22 protein-coding genes and 2 pseudogenes are annotated in these 20,028 nt (G+C 59.9%); 15 read left to right on the top strand and 9 right to left on the bottom strand.

Annotated elements, in window-relative coordinates:
- Positions 1-210 precede the first annotated feature (210 nt).
- The 5 genes from H7R73_RS09170 (at position 211) to H7R73_RS09150 (ending at position 4,113) form a co-directional block, all read left to right on the top strand.
- Complete coding sequence (locus H7R73_RS09170; RefSeq protein WP_103260354.1) at positions 211-1,149, top strand: DUF2157 domain-containing protein; 939 nt, start codon at positions 211-213, stop codon at positions 1,147-1,149.
- Positions 1,142-2,149, top strand: a complete 1,008-nt coding sequence (locus H7R73_RS09165) for a DUF4401 domain-containing protein (RefSeq protein ID WP_103260355.1) — start codon at positions 1,142-1,144, stop codon at positions 2,147-2,149. Before H7R73_RS09170 ends, H7R73_RS09165 begins: the two co-directional genes overlap by 8 nt.
- The gene (locus H7R73_RS09160) at positions 2,146-2,640 is read left to right on the top strand and encodes a GDYXXLXY domain-containing protein (RefSeq protein WP_103260356.1); all 495 of its coding nucleotides are present in this window, start codon (positions 2,146-2,148) and stop codon (positions 2,638-2,640) included. Before H7R73_RS09165 ends, H7R73_RS09160 begins: the two co-directional genes overlap by 4 nt.
- A gap of 191 nt (positions 2,641-2,831) precedes the next feature.
- Positions 2,832-3,554, top strand: coding sequence for a substrate-binding periplasmic protein (locus tag H7R73_RS09155; RefSeq protein ID WP_042880787.1), 723 nt, complete (start codon positions 2,832-2,834; stop codon positions 3,552-3,554).
- Positions 3,555-3,834: 280 nt separating this feature from the next.
- Positions 3,835-4,113, top strand: a complete 279-nt coding sequence (locus H7R73_RS09150) for a hypothetical protein (RefSeq protein ID WP_029314742.1) — start codon at positions 3,835-3,837, stop codon at positions 4,111-4,113.
- Positions 4,114-4,215: 102 nt separating this feature from the next.
- On the opposite strand, the gene H7R73_RS09145 is transcribed toward H7R73_RS09150, so the two are convergent.
- The 3 genes from H7R73_RS09145 to H7R73_RS09135 all read right to left on the bottom strand — a co-directional run bounded on the left by H7R73_RS09145 (position 4,216) and on the right by H7R73_RS09135 (position 7,716).
- Entirely contained in the window at positions 4,216-4,503 is a 288-nt protein-coding gene (locus H7R73_RS09145; protein WP_103260357.1) for a hypothetical protein, read from the bottom strand.
- An 86-nt stretch (positions 4,504-4,589) separates the two neighbouring features.
- The gene (locus H7R73_RS09140) at positions 4,590-5,648 is read right to left on the bottom strand and encodes a GGDEF domain-containing protein (protein ID WP_103261153.1); all 1,059 of its coding nucleotides are present in this window, start codon (positions 5,646-5,648) and stop codon (positions 4,590-4,592) included.
- A 1,036-nt stretch (positions 5,649-6,684) separates the two neighbouring features.
- Positions 6,685-7,716: an IS630-like element ISAhy2 family transposase gene (locus H7R73_RS09135; protein ID WP_001809438.1), complete on the bottom strand. Its 1,032-nt coding sequence runs from the start codon at positions 7,714-7,716 to the stop codon at positions 6,685-6,687.
- Positions 7,717-8,260: 544 nt separating this feature from the next.
- Here H7R73_RS09135 and H7R73_RS09130 point away from each other — a divergent pair.
- On the top strand, positions 8,261-9,535 hold the full coding sequence (locus H7R73_RS09130) for an IS4-like element ISApu2 family transposase (RefSeq protein WP_011191341.1): 1,275 nt from the start codon (positions 8,261-8,263) through the stop codon (positions 9,533-9,535).
- Positions 9,536-9,574: 39 nt separating this feature from the next.
- On the opposite strand, the gene H7R73_RS09125 is transcribed toward H7R73_RS09130, so the two are convergent.
- The 3 genes and pseudogenes from H7R73_RS09125 to H7R73_RS09115 all read right to left on the bottom strand — a co-directional run bounded on the left by H7R73_RS09125 (position 9,575) and on the right by H7R73_RS09115 (position 10,953).
- On the bottom strand, positions 9,575-9,982 hold the full coding sequence (locus H7R73_RS09125) for a putative zinc-binding protein (RefSeq protein WP_011222060.1): 408 nt from the start codon (positions 9,980-9,982) through the stop codon (positions 9,575-9,577).
- Positions 9,983-10,196: 214 nt separating this feature from the next.
- Positions 10,197-10,298 (bottom strand): annotated as a pseudogene (locus tag H7R73_RS09120) (IS5/IS1182 family transposase); the annotation flags it as partial.
- Between the two features lie 415 nt (positions 10,299-10,713).
- On the bottom strand, positions 10,714-10,953 hold the full coding sequence (locus H7R73_RS09115) for a helix-turn-helix domain-containing protein (RefSeq protein ID WP_182928052.1): 240 nt from the start codon (positions 10,951-10,953) through the stop codon (positions 10,714-10,716).
- Positions 10,954-11,096: 143 nt separating this feature from the next.
- Between H7R73_RS09115 and H7R73_RS09110 the strand changes: the two genes are divergently transcribed.
- The 5 genes from H7R73_RS09110 to H7R73_RS09090 are packed head-to-tail and all read left to right on the top strand — an operon-like array spanning position 11,097 to position 13,566.
- Complete coding sequence (locus H7R73_RS09110) at positions 11,097-11,762, top strand: hypothetical protein (RefSeq protein ID WP_182928051.1); 666 nt, start codon at positions 11,097-11,099, stop codon at positions 11,760-11,762.
- A 17-nt stretch (positions 11,763-11,779) separates the two neighbouring features.
- A complete protein-coding gene (locus H7R73_RS09105) occupies positions 11,780-12,424 on the top strand; it encodes a hypothetical protein (RefSeq protein WP_182951672.1) in 645 nt (214 codons plus the stop codon).
- Positions 12,421-12,837, top strand: a complete 417-nt coding sequence (locus H7R73_RS09100) for a hypothetical protein (RefSeq protein ID WP_023446986.1) — start codon at positions 12,421-12,423, stop codon at positions 12,835-12,837. The genes H7R73_RS09105 and H7R73_RS09100 overlap by 4 nt, the downstream gene beginning before the upstream one ends.
- Entirely contained in the window at positions 12,834-13,310 is a 477-nt protein-coding gene (locus H7R73_RS09095; protein WP_103243560.1) for a putative molybdenum carrier protein, read from the top strand. The genes H7R73_RS09100 and H7R73_RS09095 overlap by 4 nt, the downstream gene beginning before the upstream one ends.
- Positions 13,297-13,566 (top strand): hypothetical protein, encoded by a 270-nt coding sequence (locus tag H7R73_RS09090; RefSeq protein ID WP_066918456.1) that lies wholly within the window; start codon positions 13,297-13,299, stop codon positions 13,564-13,566. Before H7R73_RS09095 ends, H7R73_RS09090 begins: the two co-directional genes overlap by 14 nt.
- 6 nt (positions 13,567-13,572) lie before the next feature.
- Here H7R73_RS09090 and H7R73_RS09085 read toward each other — a convergent pair whose 3' ends face one another.
- Positions 13,573-15,147, bottom strand: a complete 1,575-nt coding sequence (locus tag H7R73_RS09085) for an AAA family ATPase (RefSeq protein ID WP_182951671.1) — start codon at positions 15,145-15,147, stop codon at positions 13,573-13,575.
- 129 nt (positions 15,148-15,276) lie between these two features.
- Between H7R73_RS09085 and H7R73_RS09080 the strand changes: the two genes are divergently transcribed.
- The 4 genes and pseudogenes from H7R73_RS09080 (at position 15,277) to H7R73_RS09065 (ending at position 18,961) form a co-directional block, all read left to right on the top strand.
- Positions 15,277-16,014, top strand: a complete 738-nt coding sequence (locus H7R73_RS09080) for a hypothetical protein (RefSeq protein ID WP_182951670.1) — start codon at positions 15,277-15,279, stop codon at positions 16,012-16,014.
- Between the two features lie 1,046 nt (positions 16,015-17,060).
- Positions 17,061-17,267 carry a helix-turn-helix domain-containing protein gene (locus H7R73_RS09075; RefSeq protein WP_161507985.1) on the top strand — a complete coding sequence of 69 codons (207 nt, stop codon included), beginning with the start codon at positions 17,061-17,063 and terminating at the stop codon, positions 17,265-17,267.
- Positions 17,268-17,289: 22 nt separating this feature from the next.
- Positions 17,290-17,595, top strand: a pseudogene (locus H7R73_RS24545) (AlbA family DNA-binding domain-containing protein); the annotation flags it as partial.
- Positions 17,596-17,827: 232 nt separating this feature from the next.
- Positions 17,828-18,961 carry an MFS transporter gene (locus H7R73_RS09065; RefSeq protein ID WP_232092759.1) on the top strand — a complete coding sequence of 378 codons (1,134 nt, stop codon included), beginning with the start codon at positions 17,828-17,830 and terminating at the stop codon, positions 18,959-18,961.
- Positions 18,962-18,991: 30 nt separating this feature from the next.
- Here the strand turns inward: H7R73_RS09065 and H7R73_RS09060 are convergent, their stop codons facing one another.
- Positions 18,992-19,420 carry a RidA family protein gene (locus tag H7R73_RS09060; protein WP_018429625.1) on the bottom strand — a complete coding sequence of 143 codons (429 nt, stop codon included), beginning with the start codon at positions 19,418-19,420 and terminating at the stop codon, positions 18,992-18,994.
- Between the two features lie 79 nt (positions 19,421-19,499).
- Positions 19,500-19,949 (bottom strand): hypothetical protein, encoded by a 450-nt coding sequence (locus H7R73_RS09055; protein ID WP_004099042.1) that lies wholly within the window; start codon positions 19,947-19,949, stop codon positions 19,500-19,502.
- Positions 19,950-20,028 lie beyond the last annotated feature (79 nt).

The raw sequence follows: 20,028 nt of genomic DNA, 5'->3' as shown, positions 1-20,028 counted from the left end.
AGAAGCCGGCGGGGGATCAGCGTGAGCACGGATCGCCACCGCCGCCCCGGACGTCCTTCAGGCCCCCTCCTCACGGCGGGGGCCTTTTTAGTGCAAAGACATGGCCCCGTGCCGCGACCTGTGTCGCAGCGCCGACGGCGCCCCTGCCCCAAGACGCGTCGCCGTGCCATAATGCCTTATCTTTCAGGCATCACGGCTTCAGGAGCCCCCATGCACCTCACCTCAAGACAGACCCTGCTCGACTGGGTCAGGCGCGGCCGCCTGCCACGGGCCTCGCTGCCTGCCGCCCTGGCCCTGTGCGATCTGCCCCCCGGCCCTGCCCGCTGGCAGTGGCTGTTCGACAGGCTGCTGCTCTGGCTCGGCTGCCTCTGCCTTGGCGCCGGCCTCGTCTTCTTCGTCGCCTTCAACTGGCAGGCCCTGGGGCGCCTCTCACGTCTCGCCCTGCTGGAGCTTCCGTTGCTCGCCATGCTCCTGGTGCTCTGGCGAAAAACCATGAGTGACACCCCGCGCCAGGCCCTGCTGCTCGCCCTGGCCCTCAACCTCGGCGCCCTGCTCGCCCTGGTGGGCCAGACTTACCAGACCGGCGCCGACCCCTGGCAGCTCTTCGCCACCTGGGCCCTGATGCTGCTGCCGCTGGCGGCCCTTGGCAGAAGCCCGCTGCTCTGGACCTTGGCCTGGCTGCTCGGTCAGCTCGCCCTGGTGCTCTACTGGCGGCTCGGTCTTCTCGATCTCTTCTTCTCCTTCAACGAGGAGGCCCTCGGCTGGTGCCTGACCCTGCTCAACGCCGCCCTCTGGGGTCTGCTCATCCTGGTGCCCGCCCGCTACGCCCTGATGCCCTCCTGGCTCGCGGGGCTGGCCGCGGGGCTCGGCATCACCCTGCTTACCCTGCTGGCCCTGTTTGATGCCGCCTCTCCCTGGGTCTGGCCTGCCTGGCTCGCCTGGCTCGGCGCCGCCTACCTGCGCTGGCACCACAGGTTCATCGCCGGGCTCGCCATGGGGTGCCTGAGCCTTATCGCCGTGATCCTCGCGGCCCTTGGCAAGTGGATGGAGCCGGACATGAACGGCTTTTTGCTGCTGGCCCTCATCGCCATCGGCCTGTCGGTGATGGCCAGCCGCTGGCTGCAACAACAACGGAGGCAGCATGTCTGATCTCACCCCCTGGGAGCGCCTGCGTGATGCTCAACTTGTGGAAGGGGATGCCCCCCGGGATGAACAGCCCCACTGGTCGGGCCGTTTTCTGCTCGGCATGGTGGGCTGGATAGCCGCCCTCTTCCTGCTCTTCTTCCTCTTCATGGCCTTCGAGCAGCTGACCCGCGACCCCAACAACGCCCTCACCATGGGGATGGTGCTGATGGCCGCCGCCCTCGGTCTCAACCGCATGGCGACCCGCAGCGATCTCTGGGATCAGTTCGTGCTGGCGCTGGCGCTGGCGGCAGATGCCTGGCTGCTCTACGGCCTGCTGGACAGGCTGGATCTGAACGTCGCGTGGCTCTGGTTCGGTCTGACCGCCTTCTCCCTCGGGGTGGCCGCCCTGTTCGAGCACTGGCTGATCAGGCTGTTCCACAGCTTCGCCGCCGCCATCCTGCTCACCCTCGCCCTCGCCTGCCTCGGCCTGCACCTGCTGGCCCTGCCGCTGGTGATGGGCGCCGTCGCCCTGTGCTGGCTGCAGGCGGAGCGCGATCCCGCCCGCCATCTGCTCTATGAATCCCTCACCCTGGGGCTGGCACTCTCCCTGCTGGTGCTGGGACGGCTGCACCACCCCCTGTGGGAGGGAGGCACCAGCGTGCTCAATGAGCTCGGCAGCTCCCGCCTGCCCCTCTGGCTCAATCCCCTGCTCTGCGCCGCCCTGCTGCTCGCGGTCATGGTTCGCCTCAGGCTGCCGCTGCGCTACGGGCTGCCGCTGGTGGTGATCAGCGCCATCATTCCCGGCATGGGGGCTGGCGCCCTGGTGCTGGTGCTCGGCTTCTACGCCGGCAGCCTGGCCCTGATGACCCTGGCAGGCCTCCTGCTGCTCGGCTTTGGCTCCCTCTATTACTACGATCTGGGGCTGACCCTGATGACCAAGTCCTGGCTGCTGCTCGCCTCGGGGGCCCTGCTGCTCGGTACCCGTCAGTGGCTCAAGCACCTTCACCACGGGAGCCCCTCATGAGACGCCTCGCCTTTTTGCTGACCGGTCTTGCCCTGCTCGCCGGCATCAACGCCGCCGTCTGGCGCTTCGAGCACGCCATGAGCCAGGGGGAGGTGGTGCTGATCGAGCTGGCACCGGTCGACCCCCGCTCCCTGATGCAGGGGGACTACATGCGCCTGAACTACGCCCTCGCCCGCCAGCTGGCGGGCCGCCAGGCCGCCATCGGCCCCCACACCCTGGTCGTTCGCCTGGATGAACATCAGGTGGTGCACTGGGTAGAAGGGGGCAAGCCCGAGGCCCCGGGCCCGGGGGAGCGCCTGCTCAAGGTGCGCCAGCGCGACGGCCAGTGGTTTATCGGGCCTGACGCCTTCTTCTTCGAAGAGGGCACGGGAGATCAGTATGAGTCAGCCCGCTACGGCGAGTTTCGTCTGCAGGAGGATGGCAGCACCCTGCTGGTGGGGCTGAGGGACGAAACATTCACCCCCCTGGGTCACACCCGCCCGGCCTGGTAAAAAGGGGGCGCCGACACGGTTGTGAGTGGCAAGATGATGACGGCCCCCGGCGGATAACGTCTGCGCCGGGTGGCGAAACGCCGTGACTTGGCAACACTTGAAACTGGGCACTCGGCAGCAGGACGGTCAGGATGAACACAGACATTGCAGTCCCCCTTCGCAGACTGGTCGCCTGCGCCGCCCTCGCGGCCATGGTCTGGGGCACTCCCGCGACCCAGGCCAGCCCGGCGCTCGCCAGCCTGCACTACCTCACCGAAGAGTACAAACCCTACAACTTCACCGGGGAGGATGGCGCCCCGACCGGCTTTGCCATCGACCTGCTGCACCTGGTGTGGCAAAAGACCGGCACCCCTGTCCAGCCCGTCAGCATCCTCCCCTGGGCCAGGGGTTACTACCTGCTGACCCAGAAACCCAATGTGGTGCTCTTCTCCACCGCCCGCACCGAGGCGCGCAATCCCCTGTTCAAGTGGGCCTGCCCCATCGGCTATGCCGAGATAGTGTTGATGGGGCTCGCCAGTCGCCCCCTGACCTTGACCCGCCTGGAAGATGCCCAGCGCTACACCATAGGCGCCGTGCGATCCGATGTGGGGGAGCAACTGCTGCTCAACGCAGGCTTCGACGAGCAGAAGATCATGACCGCCAACCGCCTCTCCCAGGCCCTGCGCATGCTCACCTCGGGCCGGGTCGAGCTGATCTCCAGCAACAAATCCACCCTGCTGGATCTCATCAAGACCCAGCAGCTGGATCCCGCCCAGTTCGAGGTGCGCTGGATGTTGAGCTCCGAGCAGTACTGCTTCGCCTTCAGCCACCCGGTGGACGATGCCCTGGTCAGGGAGTTCCAGCTCGGCCTGACCCAGGTGCTGGCCAGCAGCGACTTCCAGCAGCTCCAGCACAAATACTTCCCCTCCCCCTGACCCCTTCCCCCGCCGGGGCCGCCAAGGCCCCGGCCCGCCTTTGAGCCAGCGCACGAAACCCGTTTAATGTTCGCCACTTGCAACGACAAGGGGTGACGCAGACCGTCCTGGGTCCGTAATATAGGGCGCAGGAGCCTGTTGGCCCCTTTTTCACGGCAAGGGGCAGGGCGCACGGTGGCAGCGACAGTCAGGGGCGGCAGCGTGCCCGCCGACCGCCTTCATCGGGCAGCGCCGCGCTCACGCCCTTCCCCGCCATCTCTCCGATCTCTTGGGAATACACATGCACAACACAGCGAAATGGTTGATGAGTCTCTCGGTCTGCGCCCTTCTGATGGCCTGCGGCGGTGACAAGACCACCGGCAAGGCCTGTCTCGGGTCAAACAACGACACCCTGGTGGAGGGGATGCAGGACAAGTGCAAGGCGGGGGACATTGTCGCCACCAAGCACCCGGCCTATTTCTGCGATTTCAACTACGCGGTCACCTTCAACAGCTACAACTCCGCGATTTGCGTCTACTCAGGTGGTCTGAAACCGGAGAGAACCACGGAAAAATCATGACTGGCGACCCATTTTCCCCGTCTGACACGAAGAGGGCGGCAGAATATGTGGTCAATGCCCGGGCGGCGGTGCCGCTCAGGCCATCCGGGGGCGGCTTCGCCCCTATTTCACCCGCATCAGACGGTGACGCTGCCCGGCGCACTCGAGCTGGAGCACCTGGGATCGGGCCATGGCCTCCACCCTGGCCAGCATCTCGGCGTTGTAGCCCTTGCGGCGCATCCATTGCAAAGGCTCCTCGAAGCCCCCTTCGTTGACCACGAAGGTATCTGTGTAGGACTCCTTGACGATGCTGACCACCCAGATGCGCTGCTGAAACTCGCAGAGTCCGGCCACCAGGGTGGCCGCCCGCCCGGCCAGGGCGCGCACACGGCGGGCAAGAAGGTGAACCATGGTATGGGCTCCGAACCGATAAAAGAGAAAACAGACTGGCACCCGGGTGGACGCGCCACCCTGTGCCCTCTCAACCCGCCCCGCTGCTATCGCGGGGCAGACACCTGACTGGAAGGAGATGGGTTCCCGCCCTCCCCTGCGGCCCGGCGCTGGCGCTTGACCGCATACATGCTCGCATCGGCCCGGTTCAGCGCCTCCTCGACGCTGACCTCGGCCGGCATCACGGCCACCGCCCCCACGCTGGCACCGGGATAATGGATCACCTTGTCCCCCACCGGCAGTGACAGCACGCTGTGCTCGAACAGGCGCTGGCGAAACGCCGCCACCGCCCCGTCCAGCGTGTCGGCGTCCGGGAAAGGCCCCATGCCCACGGCCACGAACTCGTCCCCCCCAAAGCGGGCCAGCAGATCGCCGCCGCGCAGGGTCTCGCTCAGTTGCCGCGCCATGGCGGTGAGCAGCCTGTCCCCCGCCTCGTGGCCATGCTCGTCGTTGATGGCCTTGAAGCCATCGAGATCCACAAAGGCGATGAGCACCGGATGCCCCGCCCGCTCCGACAACGAGAAAAGGCGGGTGAGCTCCAGCATCAGGGCGCGGCGGTTGGGGAGCCCGGTGAGGGGGTCGGAGAGGGCCAGGCGCGAGAGCTCGTCGTTGGCCTGCTGCAATTGCCGCAGCAGTTGCTCCCGCTCCACCTGTTCGGCAATCAGGTGCGCGAAGAAGGCGATGAGCTGCTGCGCCCCCGCCACCGCGGGCTTTTGTTCGGTACTGGCGCCGCACAGGGTGCCATAGAGGGAACCGGTGGAGGTGCGCACCGGGCTGCTCAGATAGGAGCGAATGCCGAGCTCGCTGGCCGCCTGGGAGTCCCCCCACAGAGCGGCGACGTCGTCGGTGTAGCTAATCTCATCGTCGATGGCACGGCGACACAGGGTATCGCTCCACTCCACCGTCATCCCCTCGGGGATCTGCAGCCCGGCCGCATTGCGGGCAAACAGAACATGCTGGCTGCTTTGCCCGAGGTCAATCTCGGTGAGATAGGTCGACTCCAGCCCGGTCACCGACTCCAGCATCTCCAGCAAAGGGCGGGTCAGGCTCTCCAGATCCCGCGCCTTGATCACCTGCTCCGAGAGCGCCAGCAATAACTTGTCCATGCCTACCTCCACAACTGCGTGCATGTAATGGGCGACCACCTTAGCCAACTCGGGGCGGGCCCGACAAGCGGGAGACCGCGATTGACCGGGGGAAAGATCGATTTGTTCACATTTTGGCATAACCGGCCCCCAAGCGGCGTCGCCATGCGGAACACAGGGACACAACCCTGCCCTCGCCCCTGGGTGCCGGCTCGATTCCCGCCGCGTATTCGCCCACGGTCACCATCCCCTCGCCCCTTGGGGGAGAGGGACAGGGTGAGGGGTGGGTAACGTCATTGCCTGGTGCAATGTCGTCCCACGTGTGAATGGCATGGCTTCGCCATGCAGGACACGAGGGCGCGGCCCTCGACAGGGTTCCGCCCGCCAGCCTCGGAGACTTCGGTTTGCTCCCCTCTCCCCTTGGGGGAGAGGGCTAGGGTGAGGGGTGGGTAACGGCATTGCCTGGTGAATGCCGCCCCACGCCTCAATGGCACGGCTTCGCCGCGCAGGACACGAGGGCGCGGCCCTCGACGGGGTTTCGGCTTTGTCCCCTCTCCCCTTGCGGGAGAGGGTCAGGGTGAGGGGGTCGGTAACGTCATTGCCTGGCGATTGCCACTCCACGCCTGAATGGCACGGCTTCGCCGCGCAGGACACGAGGGCGCTGCCCTCGATGGGGTTTCGCCCGCCAGCCTCGGAGACTTCGGTTTGATCCCCTCCCCCCTTGCGGGAGAGGGTTAGGGTGAGGGGGTCGGTAACGTCATTGCCTGGTGCAATGTCGTCCCACGTGTGAATGGCATGGCTTCGCCATGCAGGACGCGAGGACTCCGTCCTCGACGGGGTTTCGCCCACCAGCCTCAGCGACTTCGGTTGATCCCCTCTCCCTTTCGAGAGAGGGCTAGGGTGAGGGTCGGTAACCTCATTACCTGGTGCAATGTCGTCCCACGTGTGAATGGCACGGCTTCGCCGCGCAGGACGCGAGGACTCCGTCCTCGATAGGGTTTCGGCTTTGTCCCCTCTCCCCTTGGGGGAGAGGGCTAAATAACTGATCCCAATAGTGCTACACCTTCGCTGTGCCATAGCCATTCCCCGGGAAAGGAGACACGGTATCCATGAAGTGTTTCACTCGGGCCAGCAGGTTTGCCATCCCTCTGCATTGATGATTGCGCGTGATGGTTTCATGTAACTTGTGCCATAGCCGTTCTATGTGATTAACCCAAGGGCTGTAAACTGGCTGGAACACCAGGCAGAACTTGGGATTCTTCTTCAACCATCGCTCGGTCTGTTTGCTTTTGTGAATGATGTAGTTATCGAGGATCAACGTGATGGTTTTGGCTCGTCGGTAGTGGTGGCGCAGCTTTTCCAGCATGGCAATAAACAGCGATGAGTTTTTCTTGATCCCGCTGACGTAAAGTACCCTTCCGTTGCCTGCGTGGAGAACGCCTGCCAGATAATGCTTGGCATTCTGCCCCGGTGTGACAACCCGCTTTTGCTGCGCTCTGAACATCCAGTCGGCTCCTAATTTGGGATTGAGGTCTATATCGACTTCATCCTCATAAAACACCGGATTATCGGCATCACAGCGGGCCAGCGCGGCGTCGATATTCGCCATTTTTTCCTGATAGGCTGGGTCTTTTATCCGCAAGGTCGGCACGGGCCTGCGCCAGACAATGCCCATACGAGGTAACCATCGGCGGAGCGTGGAGGCTGCCACATTTAGCCCTGTTAACCGATTGATTTTTATAGCCAATAGTTCAGTACACCAACGGCTGCGCTGATAACCAAAATCTTGCGGAGAAAACTGCATGAGCAGCACCAGTAAGGTGACAATCTTGGCGATAGGTAAGACTGGGGCACGGCCAGCCGGTAAGGCTTCTAGCGCATCTATGCCTTCATCTCGATACCACCGAAGCCAACGACCGATGGTCGAGCGCGCAGCGCCGGTAAGGTGATGAACATCGGTGATCGTGCGTCCTTCATGTAACAGCAAGATGGCCATCAAGCGACGAGCATGTCCTTTATCACGGGTGGCATGGATGATTTTGTGAATGCGGCGCCGTTGTGGTCGTGGCAGAGGTGGTAGGATAGGCATCAACTCAGTCCTTTGGGTGTGGCTTGTTTTGTTTAGCGACTAATCAGATCGCACAAACTGGACTGAGTTCCCTTCCTCCGGTGATCTACTATTCGGAACAGCTATTTAGGGTGAGGGGTCGGTAACATCATTGCCTGGCGAATCCCGCCCCACGCCTCAATGGCATGGCTTCGCCATGCAGGACACGAGGGCGCGGCCCTCGACGGGGTTTCGCCGCCGCTGCGCGGCTGGGCGAGAGACTTTGGAAAGACCCGCTCTCTTTGGCAAATAACACCAAAGTTCTTCTCTCCCACTTGTTCGCCCTACTACGTCGGGTTCCCTCGGTTCACCCGTTTGTCCCACGGCACGCGCCGATGGGCTTTGACCTTCCCCTCGGCAGAGGTAAATAGTCTAACCCCGGGGAGTAAGAAGCACATCCTATTTCACTGAGCATAATGCCGTATCATGTACAGGATCTTTAGCTACAACCAATTGAAATAGATAGAAAAAAGGCTTCGTTTGTGATCTGATTTAATCGCAAAAAAAAACCGACACGCCCGAAGCCATGACTATTATCAATGCAACCCAGTACCTCAAGCAACTTCTTAGCTCTTCTGAACTCAACCGGATCGGTAAATTTACCGGTTTTTGTCAGCGACTCCGGGATATCCAGCCTGCGAGACTACTCCCGGCTCTGCTCTCAGGGCTTGGTTGCGACAAGGTGGATGGTATTGCTGGTTTGCATCGCCATTTCAATGCGTTGCAGCTCCATGATACTGACCAAATAGCGTATAAACCCTTTCACAACCAGTTACGCAAGCAGGGTTTTCCCTTGTTCATGCGCGCACTGGTTGAACGAGCCATCGCCTTACGCCTCAAGGAGTGTCTACCGGACGCCCACGGACTGGCAGGCTTTGAGCAGGTACTGCTGCAGGACGGGTCGTCATTCGCGTTACATCCGCAATTGGCAGAACATTTCCCGGGCCGATTCAATAAGCACAGCCCCGCTGCGGTAGAGTGTCATATGACCATGTCCTTGCTGGACCAGTCGCCGATATCGATGAGTATCACGGCGGATACCGAATCGGAGCGCAAGCATCTTCCGGCCGCAAATTCGTTAAATAACAAACTGTTATTGGCGGATGCCGGTTACATCAGCCGCGAGTACTTTGCTGATGTGACCAAAGCCAAAGGAAGCTATCTGGTCAGAGGGAGTCAAAATCTCAATCCCAAAGTACAGGCAGCTTACCGACAGGACGGCAGGGAAATGCCCAAGTTACTCGGAAAAAAGCTCAAGGATATCGATCGGAGAAGCTGCAGAGCCGAGGTTCTGGATCTGGATGTGAGTTCGGGAAAGTATAAATATCGACTCATAAGACGTTGGTTTGCAGAGGAAAAACGGTTCTGTATATGGATGACCAATCTTCCGCGTGAGCGATGGCCAGCCGAGAAGGTGATGGCATTGTATCGTTGCCGTTGGCAGATCGAACTGTTGTTCAAAGAGCTGAAATCACATAACCGGTTGAAGGCGTTCGCGACACGACAAAAAGCGATAGCGGAAGGCTTGATCTGGGCTAGTTTGCTGGCCTTGCTGGTCAAACGTCGGCTGGCGCTGACGCTGATTGGCAGCGCGGAGTTATCGATGCTGAAGATTGCCAAAAACAGCGCGCTTTGGTTAATGCCGATATTGGCGAGCATCATCCATGGTGCGTGGCAGGAAATAACAGAGAAGTTGGAGTGGGCAATGGTGTATTTATCCAAAAACGGCAAAAAGAGTAGGCAGAGAAAATCCAAGCAAAACAACACGTTAGACGGTATTATTAATTCGCTTGCCGCTTAAGGTTCTGTACATGAGGACACCCAGCCTCGGCGGCCAACCTCAATTGATGGGTGTCCCCGAGCCCGCCGTTTCCATTATTGGCAAGGAATGAGCTATTTCTGCGATTTTTATGAGTAGTGCGTTTGCCTCATCAAGATCAAAATCTGTTTGTTGACGCTTTTTAACTCCCAGCTCATTTAGCATTATATGTTGAGCTGGAACAACATTATGTACGGCTAAGCAATTCTTTACACACTCAAGAGGACATCCATCAAGAGCCAGGATTGGCCGCCCCGACTTGGCTAGGCGAACTAAATTTTTTACATTTCCGCCGACACCGGCAATACAGGACATTTCGGCCTCACCCTGCCTATCTAATTGAAGAGCTAGATAATTAGCCATTTGCGCCGCACTAGAACAACCAGAGCATGAATATACTAACGGAAAAGCCAAGCCATTTTTATTCATATGATTAACCTCAAAAAGCATGGAAAGGCGAGACAAAAGAAACGACCAATACTTTTACCTTAGTTATGGAAGGTGCGAATAAGCAGGTCATTTCTTCCCAAGCTGACTCGCTGATTAAAATTTCGCGGATCTGGGCCGATTATTTCTCCCACCAACAGCTCGAATCAGCCTGTTTAGGGCGTTTTTTCGCCATTTCTGGCGTTATTCCCGGTTTTTAGTGAGATCTCTCCCACTGACGGATCATCTGGTCCACCCGAAACAGGTTGGCCAGGGTGAATAACATCGCCAGTTGGTTATCGTTTTTCAGCAGCCCCCTAAGCCCGCCCGGCGGGTTGGGGAGCGAGTATCCGACTTTGGATTTGATCAACAAGGCCGATCGGCATGAATGTTATTGAGCGATCGCCATACGTGGGAATATGCAAGTGCTGAATTCACTATCGGCGAAGGTGAGTTGATGGCTCATGATGTCCCTCTGGGATGCGCTCCGGATGAACATGATGATCTCATATCAGGAACTTGTTCGCACCTTCCCTAGTAGTTCTGCTTTTAGGCTTTTCTAGTATTTATAAAAAGCCTAGTAGCTGCCGCTCTTCAGCTGTGGGCAATCCTTCACTCCCTCCGGTCGCTGCGCGGCTACTCGTTATTTAAAAATAGCAGGGCTACTCGCCCCCTGTCAGATGACATCGTAACGTTACGATAACGTAACGTTACGATAACGTAGCGCTACGATGTTACGGAGCTAACTCCTGTCCGGCAGCCGGTGCCTCCAGCAGTACTGAAGGCTCCACCCCCAGCGCCTCGGCCAGCTTGAAAATGTTGAGCAATGCGATGTTGCGCTGCCCACGCTCAACACCCCCCAGATAGCTGCGTGCCAAGCCACTTTCCAGTGCCAGGCGTTCTTGCGACCACCCTCTGGTCTTTCTGATTTCTATCAGCTTCAGGCCGAAGCGTAGTCGGGGATCAAGGGCCATATTTTCCTCTTCTTAAAGAGAAATGACTCTATGAGTACCCCCTCTATAGGGCTACGCCCGATAAGTACCCGCACTATAAGTGACAATTGAATGCATGTGCCATAAAATGACCTCTATGAGTAGCAAAATGGAGGGAATGACGTATGGCAAGCGTCTGGAAGTCTGCGGGGATGGGCGCGGCGGCGGGGCTGGCAGTTCCGGTGGCGGGAATAGCTGGGCTGATGGCGGCGGTGTTTGTGCTCATCATCGTGCAGGCTGGGCTATCCAACATGGGGCCAGCTGGCTCTCTGTGGGGGAGGCCAAGTTGGTGGGCCTTGATGACCAGCGAATGGGCGCTGTATCTACTGATTTCGCTGGCGATCTTCACGCTGTCCTTCCGCTTTCTGGCGCGCTTGCAGGCCCGCTGTCAGGCCCTTGTCGCCAGGATCAACGCCCAGCAGGGGCTGTCATTCGATGCTGGACATCTCCTGGGTTATCCCGCGCCGACATTCCTTGTTTTTGACTCCCGGAATCGCAAGATCGCGGCCTGTGATGTGGTCAATGACGCATACAAACTGCACGACTTCTCCTGGCTGCTCGGCTGGCAGATGACCTGGCGCGAGGTCGAGAGCATGGAGATGAACGGCGGTAGCCGTCAGGTCAACGCCAGCGGCATGAGCGTGCCGACCTTCGAGCGCACGGTACGCGCGAAAGACTTCGCCATCGAGCTGCAAACCGCCGATCCGCAACGACCAGTACTCAGTTTTCCCATGAGCCGTCGGGCGGCGGAAACCTGGTGCGCCCGGCTCAATACCATCTTCAACGGATAACCTCGCGAGGAACTGCGATGAAACACTACCGGAGCTTATTGCTTCTGCCTTTTGTATTGACGGGTTGTGCCACAACTGACATGCAGGGAGCGCTGGGCTCCCTGAACGGACTGGGACAATCCATTGGGGCCAGTCTGTCGCAAGCGGCTACGCCCGCAAGCGCGGCAAACCGCAACAGCTTGCTGGGCACTCCACTGCATAACGCCTTGCGCCAGAATCTGTCTACCGACGGTCGCGCCCCGGAGTGGCCCAAGGTGGTGATCAGCAATCTGCAAATTCCGGCTGATCAGATGACGCTGACCCGTAGCCTCACGCTCAAAGCCAGCGATTGCATTCACTTTGACGCAGTGCTCTGGCACGACGCCAAGCGCTCCGAGCGCTTCAGCAATCTGTCGCTTTGCGCGCCGGAGCTGCCGAAACAGTCAAACAACTTCGTGCTGACCTGGAAGAGCTTTTCCATCTCCGGCAAGACCAGCGGTCAGGTTCGCAGCGACGGGCCAACCCCACCGTACAGCAAGCTGCCCAGCGACCCGGCGATGGAGCGCTGGCTGATGAATCAGTTCGGCCTTTACTATGTCGGTTCGTTGCTGACGCTGGTCGGCTATGACCCCAACTTCACGGTCGATGACCGCCGCTTCTGGATCAGGAACATCAAGGGATGAAAGCGTTGCTACTGGCAGCCATGCCGGTGGTGCTGATGGATGGCACTGCCCCAGACCTCAACCACTGGTTGCGGATCGAGCCAGCCATCGTCGCCGCCGTGGAATGCCGTCAAGCCTTGCCGTTGCACGTACTGGACGGCATTGCGCCCAATGCTCCCGGCAGTTGGTCGCTGACACCGGCACGCAGCTTCACAGTGTTCGGGTTGCCGGTGACGCGTATCGAGCTGTTCATCGACCCGGATGGTGAATTGGGTGCGAGCTATACCGCAGTGATCGAAAAGCGCAGCCTGGAACAGGTGCGCAAGCAACTGAAGCTTGCCAGCCAGCGCGGGCGCATCGGCCAGCTCTCGGCAGATCAGCCCAGCGCAGAGGTTCAAGTGACTTGCACGGTCGCCGCAACGGAGCAAGGGTGAGCATTCAGCGCATCCTCTCCGGCGGCCAAACCGGCGTAGACCGGGCAGCGCTTGATTTCGCCATTGCCCGGCAGATTCCGCACGGCGGCTGGTGCCCGGCAGGCCGACGGGCCGCTGATGGCGTACTGGATGCTCGCTACCAGTTGATGGAGACCGAATCCAGCGGTTATCGCCAGCGCACCAAACGCAATGTGCTGGACGCTGATGCCACACTGATCATTTACCGGGACAGGATCGAAGGTGGCAGCCTGCTCACTCGCGATCTGGCGACGGGACACGGCAAGCCGCTACTGCTGTGCGATTTGCATGACCCTGCAGAAGAGCTGTTGGCGGCATGGCAAGACTGGTTGCTTAGCCATCCCGTCGCTATTCTCAACATTGCTGGCCCGAGTGAAGCACGCAACCCCGGTATTTACCTGCAGGCGAGCGCGCTACTGGATCTTTTCTGGAGCAAGGAACATGAGCCGATCTGATGCCCGCTGCGCGACACCCTATATCTACTCGGGTGAGTTGCAGATTCGCCCCGAAGTGGATGCCGCGCTGGCTGCGCTGAAAGACAAACCTTACACCGCCATCCCCAGCTGGAAAAACGATGGAACCTGGGAGCTGTGGACGGTGGAAGGCGACGGCGAAACCCAGCCCTGCATCATCAGCGGCCCATCGACCACTTACCCCAGCGAGGCCGATGCACTGGCCGCCGGTGCGGCCTGGCTATCCGGACAACGCTGAGCAACCTCAATTCCATCCCTCGCTGACAAAGCCAACGCCACGGCGGCTGATCTCGACCAGCGGTCTGATGTCTTGCACCTGGACGATTCCTCGGTCATCACGAGCTGCCGAACCCAAGGCCCGCTGCAGAACCAGACGCACACTGCGCGGCGGCAAGGCTTGCAGACGGGACAGGACATCATCATTCAGTCGCTCGGCAAAGGCAGTGCCCCAGCTCGACTCGTCGCGGAGGCGGTTATAAATCGACTGCGCAATGCTTCTTACCTGCTCCGGCCTGGGCGGTTGAATGTGCAACACCGTCAGCCGTGAGCGTAGCGGCCCCGGAATCGCCTTCAGCTCATTCGCGGTCGCCATCCAATTGACATGACTGGCGTCAATGGCAAAGTCGCGGATCGACAAGTCGCTGAAATCCCGCGCACTGCGCGGTTCCAGCAAGGTATAGAGCGCCGCCAGCGGATCGTATTGCGGTCGCCCGTTGCTGGCCTTATCCAGCTCATCGAGCACCACCACCGGGTTGGCCAGCGGCTGGTAGGCCAGCAGCTCGAAAAGCTGGCCTGGCTCGGAATTGCTCCAGAACGATTCGGAACCTGCGAGCGGCGAACTCGATTGCGTGCTCGCCATATCGAAGACCCGAAACGGCAGCACGAGCTGATCGGCCAGCCAGCGTGCCGCCTCGGTTTTACCAATGCCCGCCGGGCCGACCAGCAACACGGCAGGCCAGGACACGCGGCCATCGCCCAGACTGGACAAGGCGAAGTGATCACGCATCAGCTCGGCCAGTTCATGGAAGTTTGGAAAGGCCTGCGCGAACTCATCCAGAAGGGGTTTCCAGTCCGGAGGCAGCAGGCCCAGTTGGCGGCTACCATGGCCCGCCCGCTTGATCCGCTCCGCCATCGCCTGCGCGCGCTTGAACTTGTCATCGCCTTTCGGTCGGTGGCGATCCACGAACGCCTCCAGCCCGGCTTCATCGACAAAGACGATGCTCGGCAAGGGCATTGATTTAGCGGTTTCTGTCGGCTGCTCCTGAACCTGCTCCGGTTTGGCCTCACTTGGGATGGGCTCATCTTCAACCGCTATGGCGGCGCGTACATCTTCGGTCGTCACCTTGCCCAGATCGTGCACCACCTGCTGTACCCCCTGTTCGACGATGAGCTGGCGGCTGCGGCGCACTTCTTCGGCAAACAATCCTTGGATGCCGTCATGTTGCGGGCAGCGTTTCGGACGGATGCCGTCCCCGACAATCTGTACACCGCAGACGGGGCATTTTTGCAGCGAAAGGTGCTTGGTCTGGGCAATCAGATCGAACACGGCTGCTGCACGTTCGCTGTGGCGTCGCGGCGGCTGGTAATGAATGGCCAGGCGATCCCGGTTGCAGCTCACGGACAGCGAACCCTTGCGTGCGAGCACAGCGGGTGGCAGCAGGTATTCCACCTGGGCAAACAGATGTGCCACCACGGCCAGATGCCCTGGCGCGGGTTCGACGATCTGCCGGGCAAGCCAGGGATGCTGCTCTTTGAGTACAGCCATGGCGGCTTCGTATTCCTGCAGGCGCAACGGACGGGCTTGCTTTGGCTTGCGCATGATAGTCTCTCAAAATGTCTAACTATAATTTACTATAACAACAATATGTGCGAATCGCCAAGCCCCGCGCGCTCGTCTTGTTGGTCAATAAGCCTTATAGTGATTTACAGTGAATCCAGAGAACCAAACATGCCAACCCTTGCCTCCGAACAATTGCCAGCCTTTGCCGCCGCCTTGATACGACTGCGCGGGGAAACGCTGGGGCGGATCGCTGAAGCCACCGGTATCCGCACTGCCAACCTCTCGGTCTGGCTACGTGGCAAGGAGCAGGTGATCTCCGCCAAACGACTAGTCGGCCTGTTGCACCACCTCGGTGTGGAAGGCGGGCGCCTGCGTACCGACGTGTTGCACCAGTGGCAGGATCGCGGGGCACTGGATGACAGCGGGCTCGTGCTAAGCCTGCTGCCGGCCAACAACCAGCCGGTTTGGTTGTTTCAGGATGAGCAGCCCGGGCTTATCAAAACCCGCTTTCTGTTGGCTGGCGATGTGCTGATCCGCATGGAGATCGAGCCGGGCGTCGATCAGGCCCTTGATCTGGCGACAGTCGTCAGGGTGGATCGTGTCATCACCACCCCTGCAGCATTGGCCGGGGTGCCAATCGACTCGTTGGCATCAGCACACAACGTCCTCTTGGCGCTGGCGGAGCAGGCCGCAGCGGACGTGGGTGACAAAGAACTGCTGGAAGGGCTGATGTTCCGTCTGACCGAAACGGTTGGCAGCAATGTCGCGTCATTACGGGGATGGCAGCAGCTGGAACAAGCGCTGTGCCTTGCGCTCAAGGCAGGAGCCCAGCCTGCCGACATCGCCAAGCTGGTTGATAGCCATTTCCGCAGCGGCGGCAATGCGGACATGCCGCCAACTGGGTAAGCAAAAATGTGCTGTTTTCAGCCGTTGGGTTTTCAAATCGTGCAGCTGCGCTGATCGCAATGACTTTTAGCTGGTCACATGCCCCGTTACTCCCCATTCGGCGCTACGTTCTTTCTAACGTCACGCAACATTCTTCCTAATGATATTGTGTTGGGGCGCAAAAAAAATAATGTAATGACCAACATAATACTACGTTATGTCTAGTGTGATTAACATTCTTTCTAACGTCGCACAACGTACATTCCAACATTGCGTCGTATCATCAAACACACTGCGTCATACATGTCGCGCCCAAATGTGATGCGGGAGTAACGGGGCGTGGGTCTTTGTGACCAGCAAAAATTGTCAGTGCGATCAGATCGGGCTGCGGGCCCACTGTGTGAACAGTGTGGTTGGATGGTGGCAGCAGGGTGTCAACCTTATGGGAACAAGGTGTTGAAAGTGTGGCAAGGATGATGGTGGCAATGTGGTCACCCTGTGGCGACAGTGTGTAGCCATGGTGGTGACAGTGTGTAGCCATGGTGGTGACAGTGTGTAGCCATGGTGGTGACAGTGTGTAGCCATGGTGGTGACAGTGTGTAGCCATGGTGGCGACAGTGTGTAGCCATGGTGGTGACAGTGTGTAGCCATGGTGGTGACAGTGTGTAGCCATGGTGGTGACAGTGTGTAGCCATGGTGGCGACAGTGTGTAGCCATGGTGGTGACAGTGTGTAGCCATGGTGGTGACAGTGTGTAGCCATGGTGGTGACAGTGTGTAGCCATGGTGGTTACAGTGTGTAGCCATGGTGGTGACAGTGTGTAGCCATGGTGGTGACAGTGTGTAGCCATGGTGGCGACAGTGTGTAGCCATGGTGGTGACAGTGTGTAGCCATGGTGGTGACAGTGTGTAGCCATGGTGGTGACAGTGTGGCACTGCGCCCCGTGTTACCACATTCAACTTACAGCGAACGCAGTCAAAGGCAATCGGGATGCTTCCACAGCACCTAAATGGTAGACTTCAAACGATTTAAGACGACTTTGAATCGCATAATCCGAGCGCCAACGACATGAGCAAAGAACCGTGGGTTACCGCCGAGCACGTCGCCCAGCACTTGGGCGTGGCCAAGGACACCGTGTACCGCTGGCGCGAGCGCAAGGGTCTGCCCGCGCACCGCGTAGGGCGGCTGTGGAAGTTCCAGCTCTCGGAAGTGGATGAGTGGGTACGAGCTGGAGGTGCCGATGAAGAATCGGGCGATGGGAGCGAACAAAAATGAATCCAGCAGGGGAAGGTGACGCGTGAGCTTGGAAGGGCAACTCCTTGACCAAAAGTCCTTGCGGGCCGTGACTGGCAAGACGGCGGACTGGAACGAAATTGCTAAGGATTGCATTGCCTTTGCCAATGCAACCGGTGGCCGCCTACTGCTGGGGTTCGAGGATGGCCAGAGCGAGCCTCCCGCCGATCAGCGTGTCCCTCCAGACCTGCCAGACACACTGCGTCGCAAGCTGGCAGAGCGCACGGTCAACGTGACGGTGCTGCCGGATGTCACCATCGCCCCGAATGGCGGCCAATACATCGAATTGCTCATTCCGCGCGCCATGGCCGTTGCATCTACCACGGACGGCCGCTACTTCCTGCGCGTAGCCGACCAAAGCAAGCCCGTGACGGGTGATGACGTTATGCGCCTCGCCAGCGAGCGTTCCGCATTGCCATGGGAAACGCAAACCACCTTGCATGTTCCACGTACCGAAATTGATCCTGCCAAACGCGACAAGCTGCTCGAAGCCTTGCGCGCATCGGATCGCGTCAAGCCGTCCGTGAAAGAGAAGTCTGACGATGAGTTGCTCGATCACTATCAGCTCGCACAAGGGCCGAACCTCACCAATCTGGGCGTGCTCAGTCTCGGTCGCCATCATCATCGTCTCCGTGGGACATGTCAGAACCTTCGCCGGCTTCGCGGCCATTGCCTCGATGACCGCCCTTCTCCATGTGGCGTTCGTGGAGCCGATCGCCTGGATGCCGCTTCGCCTGATTACCGGCTTCGCCTACGCGGGCATGATCCTCGCAACGGAGAGTTGGCTCAACGCCCACGCATTGCCATCCACACGCGGGCAGCTCCTGTCGATATTCGGAGTTGTCTCTATGGGCTCATGGGCAATCGGGCAGGCGTTACTCAACATCGCACCGCCCGCCGACGTGACATTGTTCCTCATCGTGTCGCTGCTGATATCAGCGGCGGTGGTTCCGATCACCTTGCTGCCCAGTCATCCGCCGGCCCAGGTGGAACAGGAATGGGTCGCGTTCAGGGACCTCGTCCTCGTATCACCTCTCGCTGCGGCTGGCGCTTTCCTGGCCGGCCTGGCTATCGGTGGTTTCTGGGGCATGGGCGCGAACTTTGCCCAGAGCATCGGCCTCGATGTGGGCGGTATCTCCGCCTTCATGGCTGCGGTTCTTGGTGGAACGCTCGCCTTCCATTGGCCACTCGGTTGGCTTTCGGATCGAGTGCCCCGGAATCTTGTCATCGCCGGTGCGGCGCTGGCGTCCGCAGCGTCTGCCATCGGCGTAGCGTTGGCGGTGGAAGCGCCTCTGCCGCTGCTCCTTGCGGCAGGTGCGCTGTTCGGCGGCTTTGGCATCCCGATTTATTCGTTGTGTCTCGCCGTCGCAAACGACGATCTTCCGGCCGGTCGGCTACTCGGCACCGCGCGCGGGCTTCTGTTGCTCAACGGGATCGGGACAGCCGCTGGCCCCCTAATAGGAGCAGCTGCAATGAATATCGTCGGCCCTGGCGGCCTGTTCCTTTATGCGGCGGCGTTGCTCACGCTCCTGGCAGTGCTGGCCATCGCCCGCAGGCAGCCGAGGCGCGCCAACCAGGCCAAGGCGGCCCCCCGTTCTCCGAGCACGCCGATGATAACCGGATCTCTCGATACGATGATATGCATGGAGAAGCGGGCGCAGGGCGTGCGGGATTAGCGCGGCACGGCGCCTGCACGAACCGCGGGGTCAGGCGATGATAGCTGTTACGCGAATTTCGATACGCATGGTTGGAAGCCCCAGCGCTTCGATTCCCAACTGCGTCCAGATTGGAGCGCGGTCGGGCATGTAGTGGCGATACAGCTTGGCCATTGTTTCGTTGATCACGGGAGGGAATCCACCGACGTGATAGGAATTGACGTGGACCACATGCGGCCAGCGTGCTCCGGCGGTCGCGAGCGTCCGTTCCACGTTCTTGAACGCCTGCTCGATCTCTTCCTCAATCGACTCCGGAATGACGAGATCGTCGTTCCATCCGCCCTGTCCGGAGATCTCCACGCGGTCACCAATGCGCATTGCCTGAGAATAATGAAGCGCGTCATGCAGGCGCGTCCCGTATCCGGGGGTGATGAAGAATGAAGGTGTTGTCATGAGTTTGCCTTTGATGAGCCAGGTCAATGCGGCTGCAAGTGACCGTATGCATGCAGAAAGAGATGCAGGGCGTTCGGCACTAGCGCGCCGGCTGCGGTGGAGGGCTTTATTCCACGTCTTCTACGGTGAGGTCCCGGCCGTTGAACTGCACGGTCTCCCCGGCTCGGGCACCCTCGATCGCTTCGAAGATCGGCGCCATCGTGGAAATGCCCATGAGCTCACGCCCCTGACAGGTAAACTTGCTCGTTGACACCGCGATCACAAAGTGGCGGCCGGACAGCTTGACGACAGCGCCTTCGTTGACGGCCAACTTGGGGCCGAAATCGATCGTCCTGAGCTTTTCGAGTTTATTGGCGTAGTCATGGAGCGTGTCATCGAGCGCTTCAGCGAAGTCGCTCGCGACCTCGGCCTGAGCTAGTTCGTCGTTTTCGATCGGTTCGCTCCGATCGAGCCGAGCGGTAGAGACATAGTCCAGGTAGTTTTCGCGAGCGCTGTGCAACGCTGCTGTCTCCAGCAAGAGCATAGTTTCTCGTATGTGGTCCTTGTTCCAGTCCATAATCACCTCCTAATTTTCGATGTTCTTAAAGTTCAGCCTGCAGATGTGTGGGCCAGGATGGCCAGCCTTTCCGGCTAAG

This window comes from Aeromonas sp. WP2-W18-CRE-05 (assembly GCF_014168615.1).
Lineage (GTDB): Bacteria > Pseudomonadota > Gammaproteobacteria > Enterobacterales > Aeromonadaceae > Aeromonas > Aeromonas caviae.
The sequence above is the reverse complement of the archived record's forward strand: the minus strand, read 5'-3'. Positions and strand labels throughout refer to the sequence as shown.

What these genes read in the sequence shown, in the direction of transcription:
- H7R73_RS09170 (WP_103260354.1), top strand. Translation starts at nt 211, where the DNA reads ATGCACCTCACCTCAAGACAGACCCTGCTCGACTGGGTCAGGCGCGGC.
- H7R73_RS09165 (WP_103260355.1), top strand. Translation starts at nt 1,142, where the DNA reads ATGTCTGATCTCACCCCCTGGGAGCGCCTGCGTGATGCTCAACTTGTG.
- H7R73_RS09160 (WP_103260356.1), top strand. Translation starts at nt 2,146, where the DNA reads ATGAGACGCCTCGCCTTTTTGCTGACCGGTCTTGCCCTGCTCGCCGGC.
- H7R73_RS09155 (WP_042880787.1), top strand. Translation starts at nt 2,832, where the DNA reads ATGGTCTGGGGCACTCCCGCGACCCAGGCCAGCCCGGCGCTCGCCAGC.
- H7R73_RS09150 (WP_029314742.1), top strand. Translation starts at nt 3,835, where the DNA reads ATGCACAACACAGCGAAATGGTTGATGAGTCTCTCGGTCTGCGCCCTT.
- H7R73_RS09145 (WP_103260357.1), bottom strand. Translation starts at nt 4,503, where the DNA reads ATGGTTCACCTTCTTGCCCGCCGTGTGCGCGCCCTGGCCGGGCGGGCG.
- H7R73_RS09140 (WP_103261153.1), bottom strand. Translation starts at nt 5,648, where the DNA reads ATGGACAAGTTATTGCTGGCGCTCTCGGAGCAGGTGATCAAGGCGCGG.
- H7R73_RS09135 (WP_001809438.1), bottom strand. Translation starts at nt 7,716, where the DNA reads ATGCCTATCCTACCACCTCTGCCACGACCACAACGGCGCCGCATTCAC.
- H7R73_RS09130 (WP_011191341.1), top strand. Translation starts at nt 8,261, where the DNA reads ATGACTATTATCAATGCAACCCAGTACCTCAAGCAACTTCTTAGCTCT.
- H7R73_RS09125 (WP_011222060.1), bottom strand. Translation starts at nt 9,982, where the DNA reads ATGAATAAAAATGGCTTGGCTTTTCCGTTAGTATATTCATGCTCTGGT.
- H7R73_RS09115 (WP_182928052.1), bottom strand. Translation starts at nt 10,953, where the DNA reads ATGGCCCTTGATCCCCGACTACGCTTCGGCCTGAAGCTGATAGAAATC.
- H7R73_RS09110 (WP_182928051.1), top strand. Translation starts at nt 11,097, where the DNA reads ATGGCAAGCGTCTGGAAGTCTGCGGGGATGGGCGCGGCGGCGGGGCTG.
- H7R73_RS09105 (WP_182951672.1), top strand. Translation starts at nt 11,780, where the DNA reads ATGAAACACTACCGGAGCTTATTGCTTCTGCCTTTTGTATTGACGGGT.
- H7R73_RS09100 (WP_023446986.1), top strand. Translation starts at nt 12,421, where the DNA reads ATGAAAGCGTTGCTACTGGCAGCCATGCCGGTGGTGCTGATGGATGGC.
- H7R73_RS09090 (WP_066918456.1), top strand. Translation starts at nt 13,297, where the DNA reads ATGAGCCGATCTGATGCCCGCTGCGCGACACCCTATATCTACTCGGGT.
- H7R73_RS09085 (WP_182951671.1), bottom strand. Translation starts at nt 15,147, where the DNA reads ATGCGCAAGCCAAAGCAAGCCCGTCCGTTGCGCCTGCAGGAATACGAA.
- H7R73_RS09080 (WP_182951670.1), top strand. Translation starts at nt 15,277, where the DNA reads ATGCCAACCCTTGCCTCCGAACAATTGCCAGCCTTTGCCGCCGCCTTG.
- H7R73_RS09075 (WP_161507985.1), top strand. Translation starts at nt 17,061, where the DNA reads ATGAGCAAAGAACCGTGGGTTACCGCCGAGCACGTCGCCCAGCACTTG.
- H7R73_RS09065 (WP_232092759.1), top strand. Translation starts at nt 17,828, where the DNA reads ATGAGTTGCTCGATCACTATCAGCTCGCACAAGGGCCGAACCTCACCA.
- H7R73_RS09055 (WP_004099042.1), bottom strand. Translation starts at nt 19,949, where the DNA reads ATGGACTGGAACAAGGACCACATACGAGAAACTATGCTCTTGCTGGAG.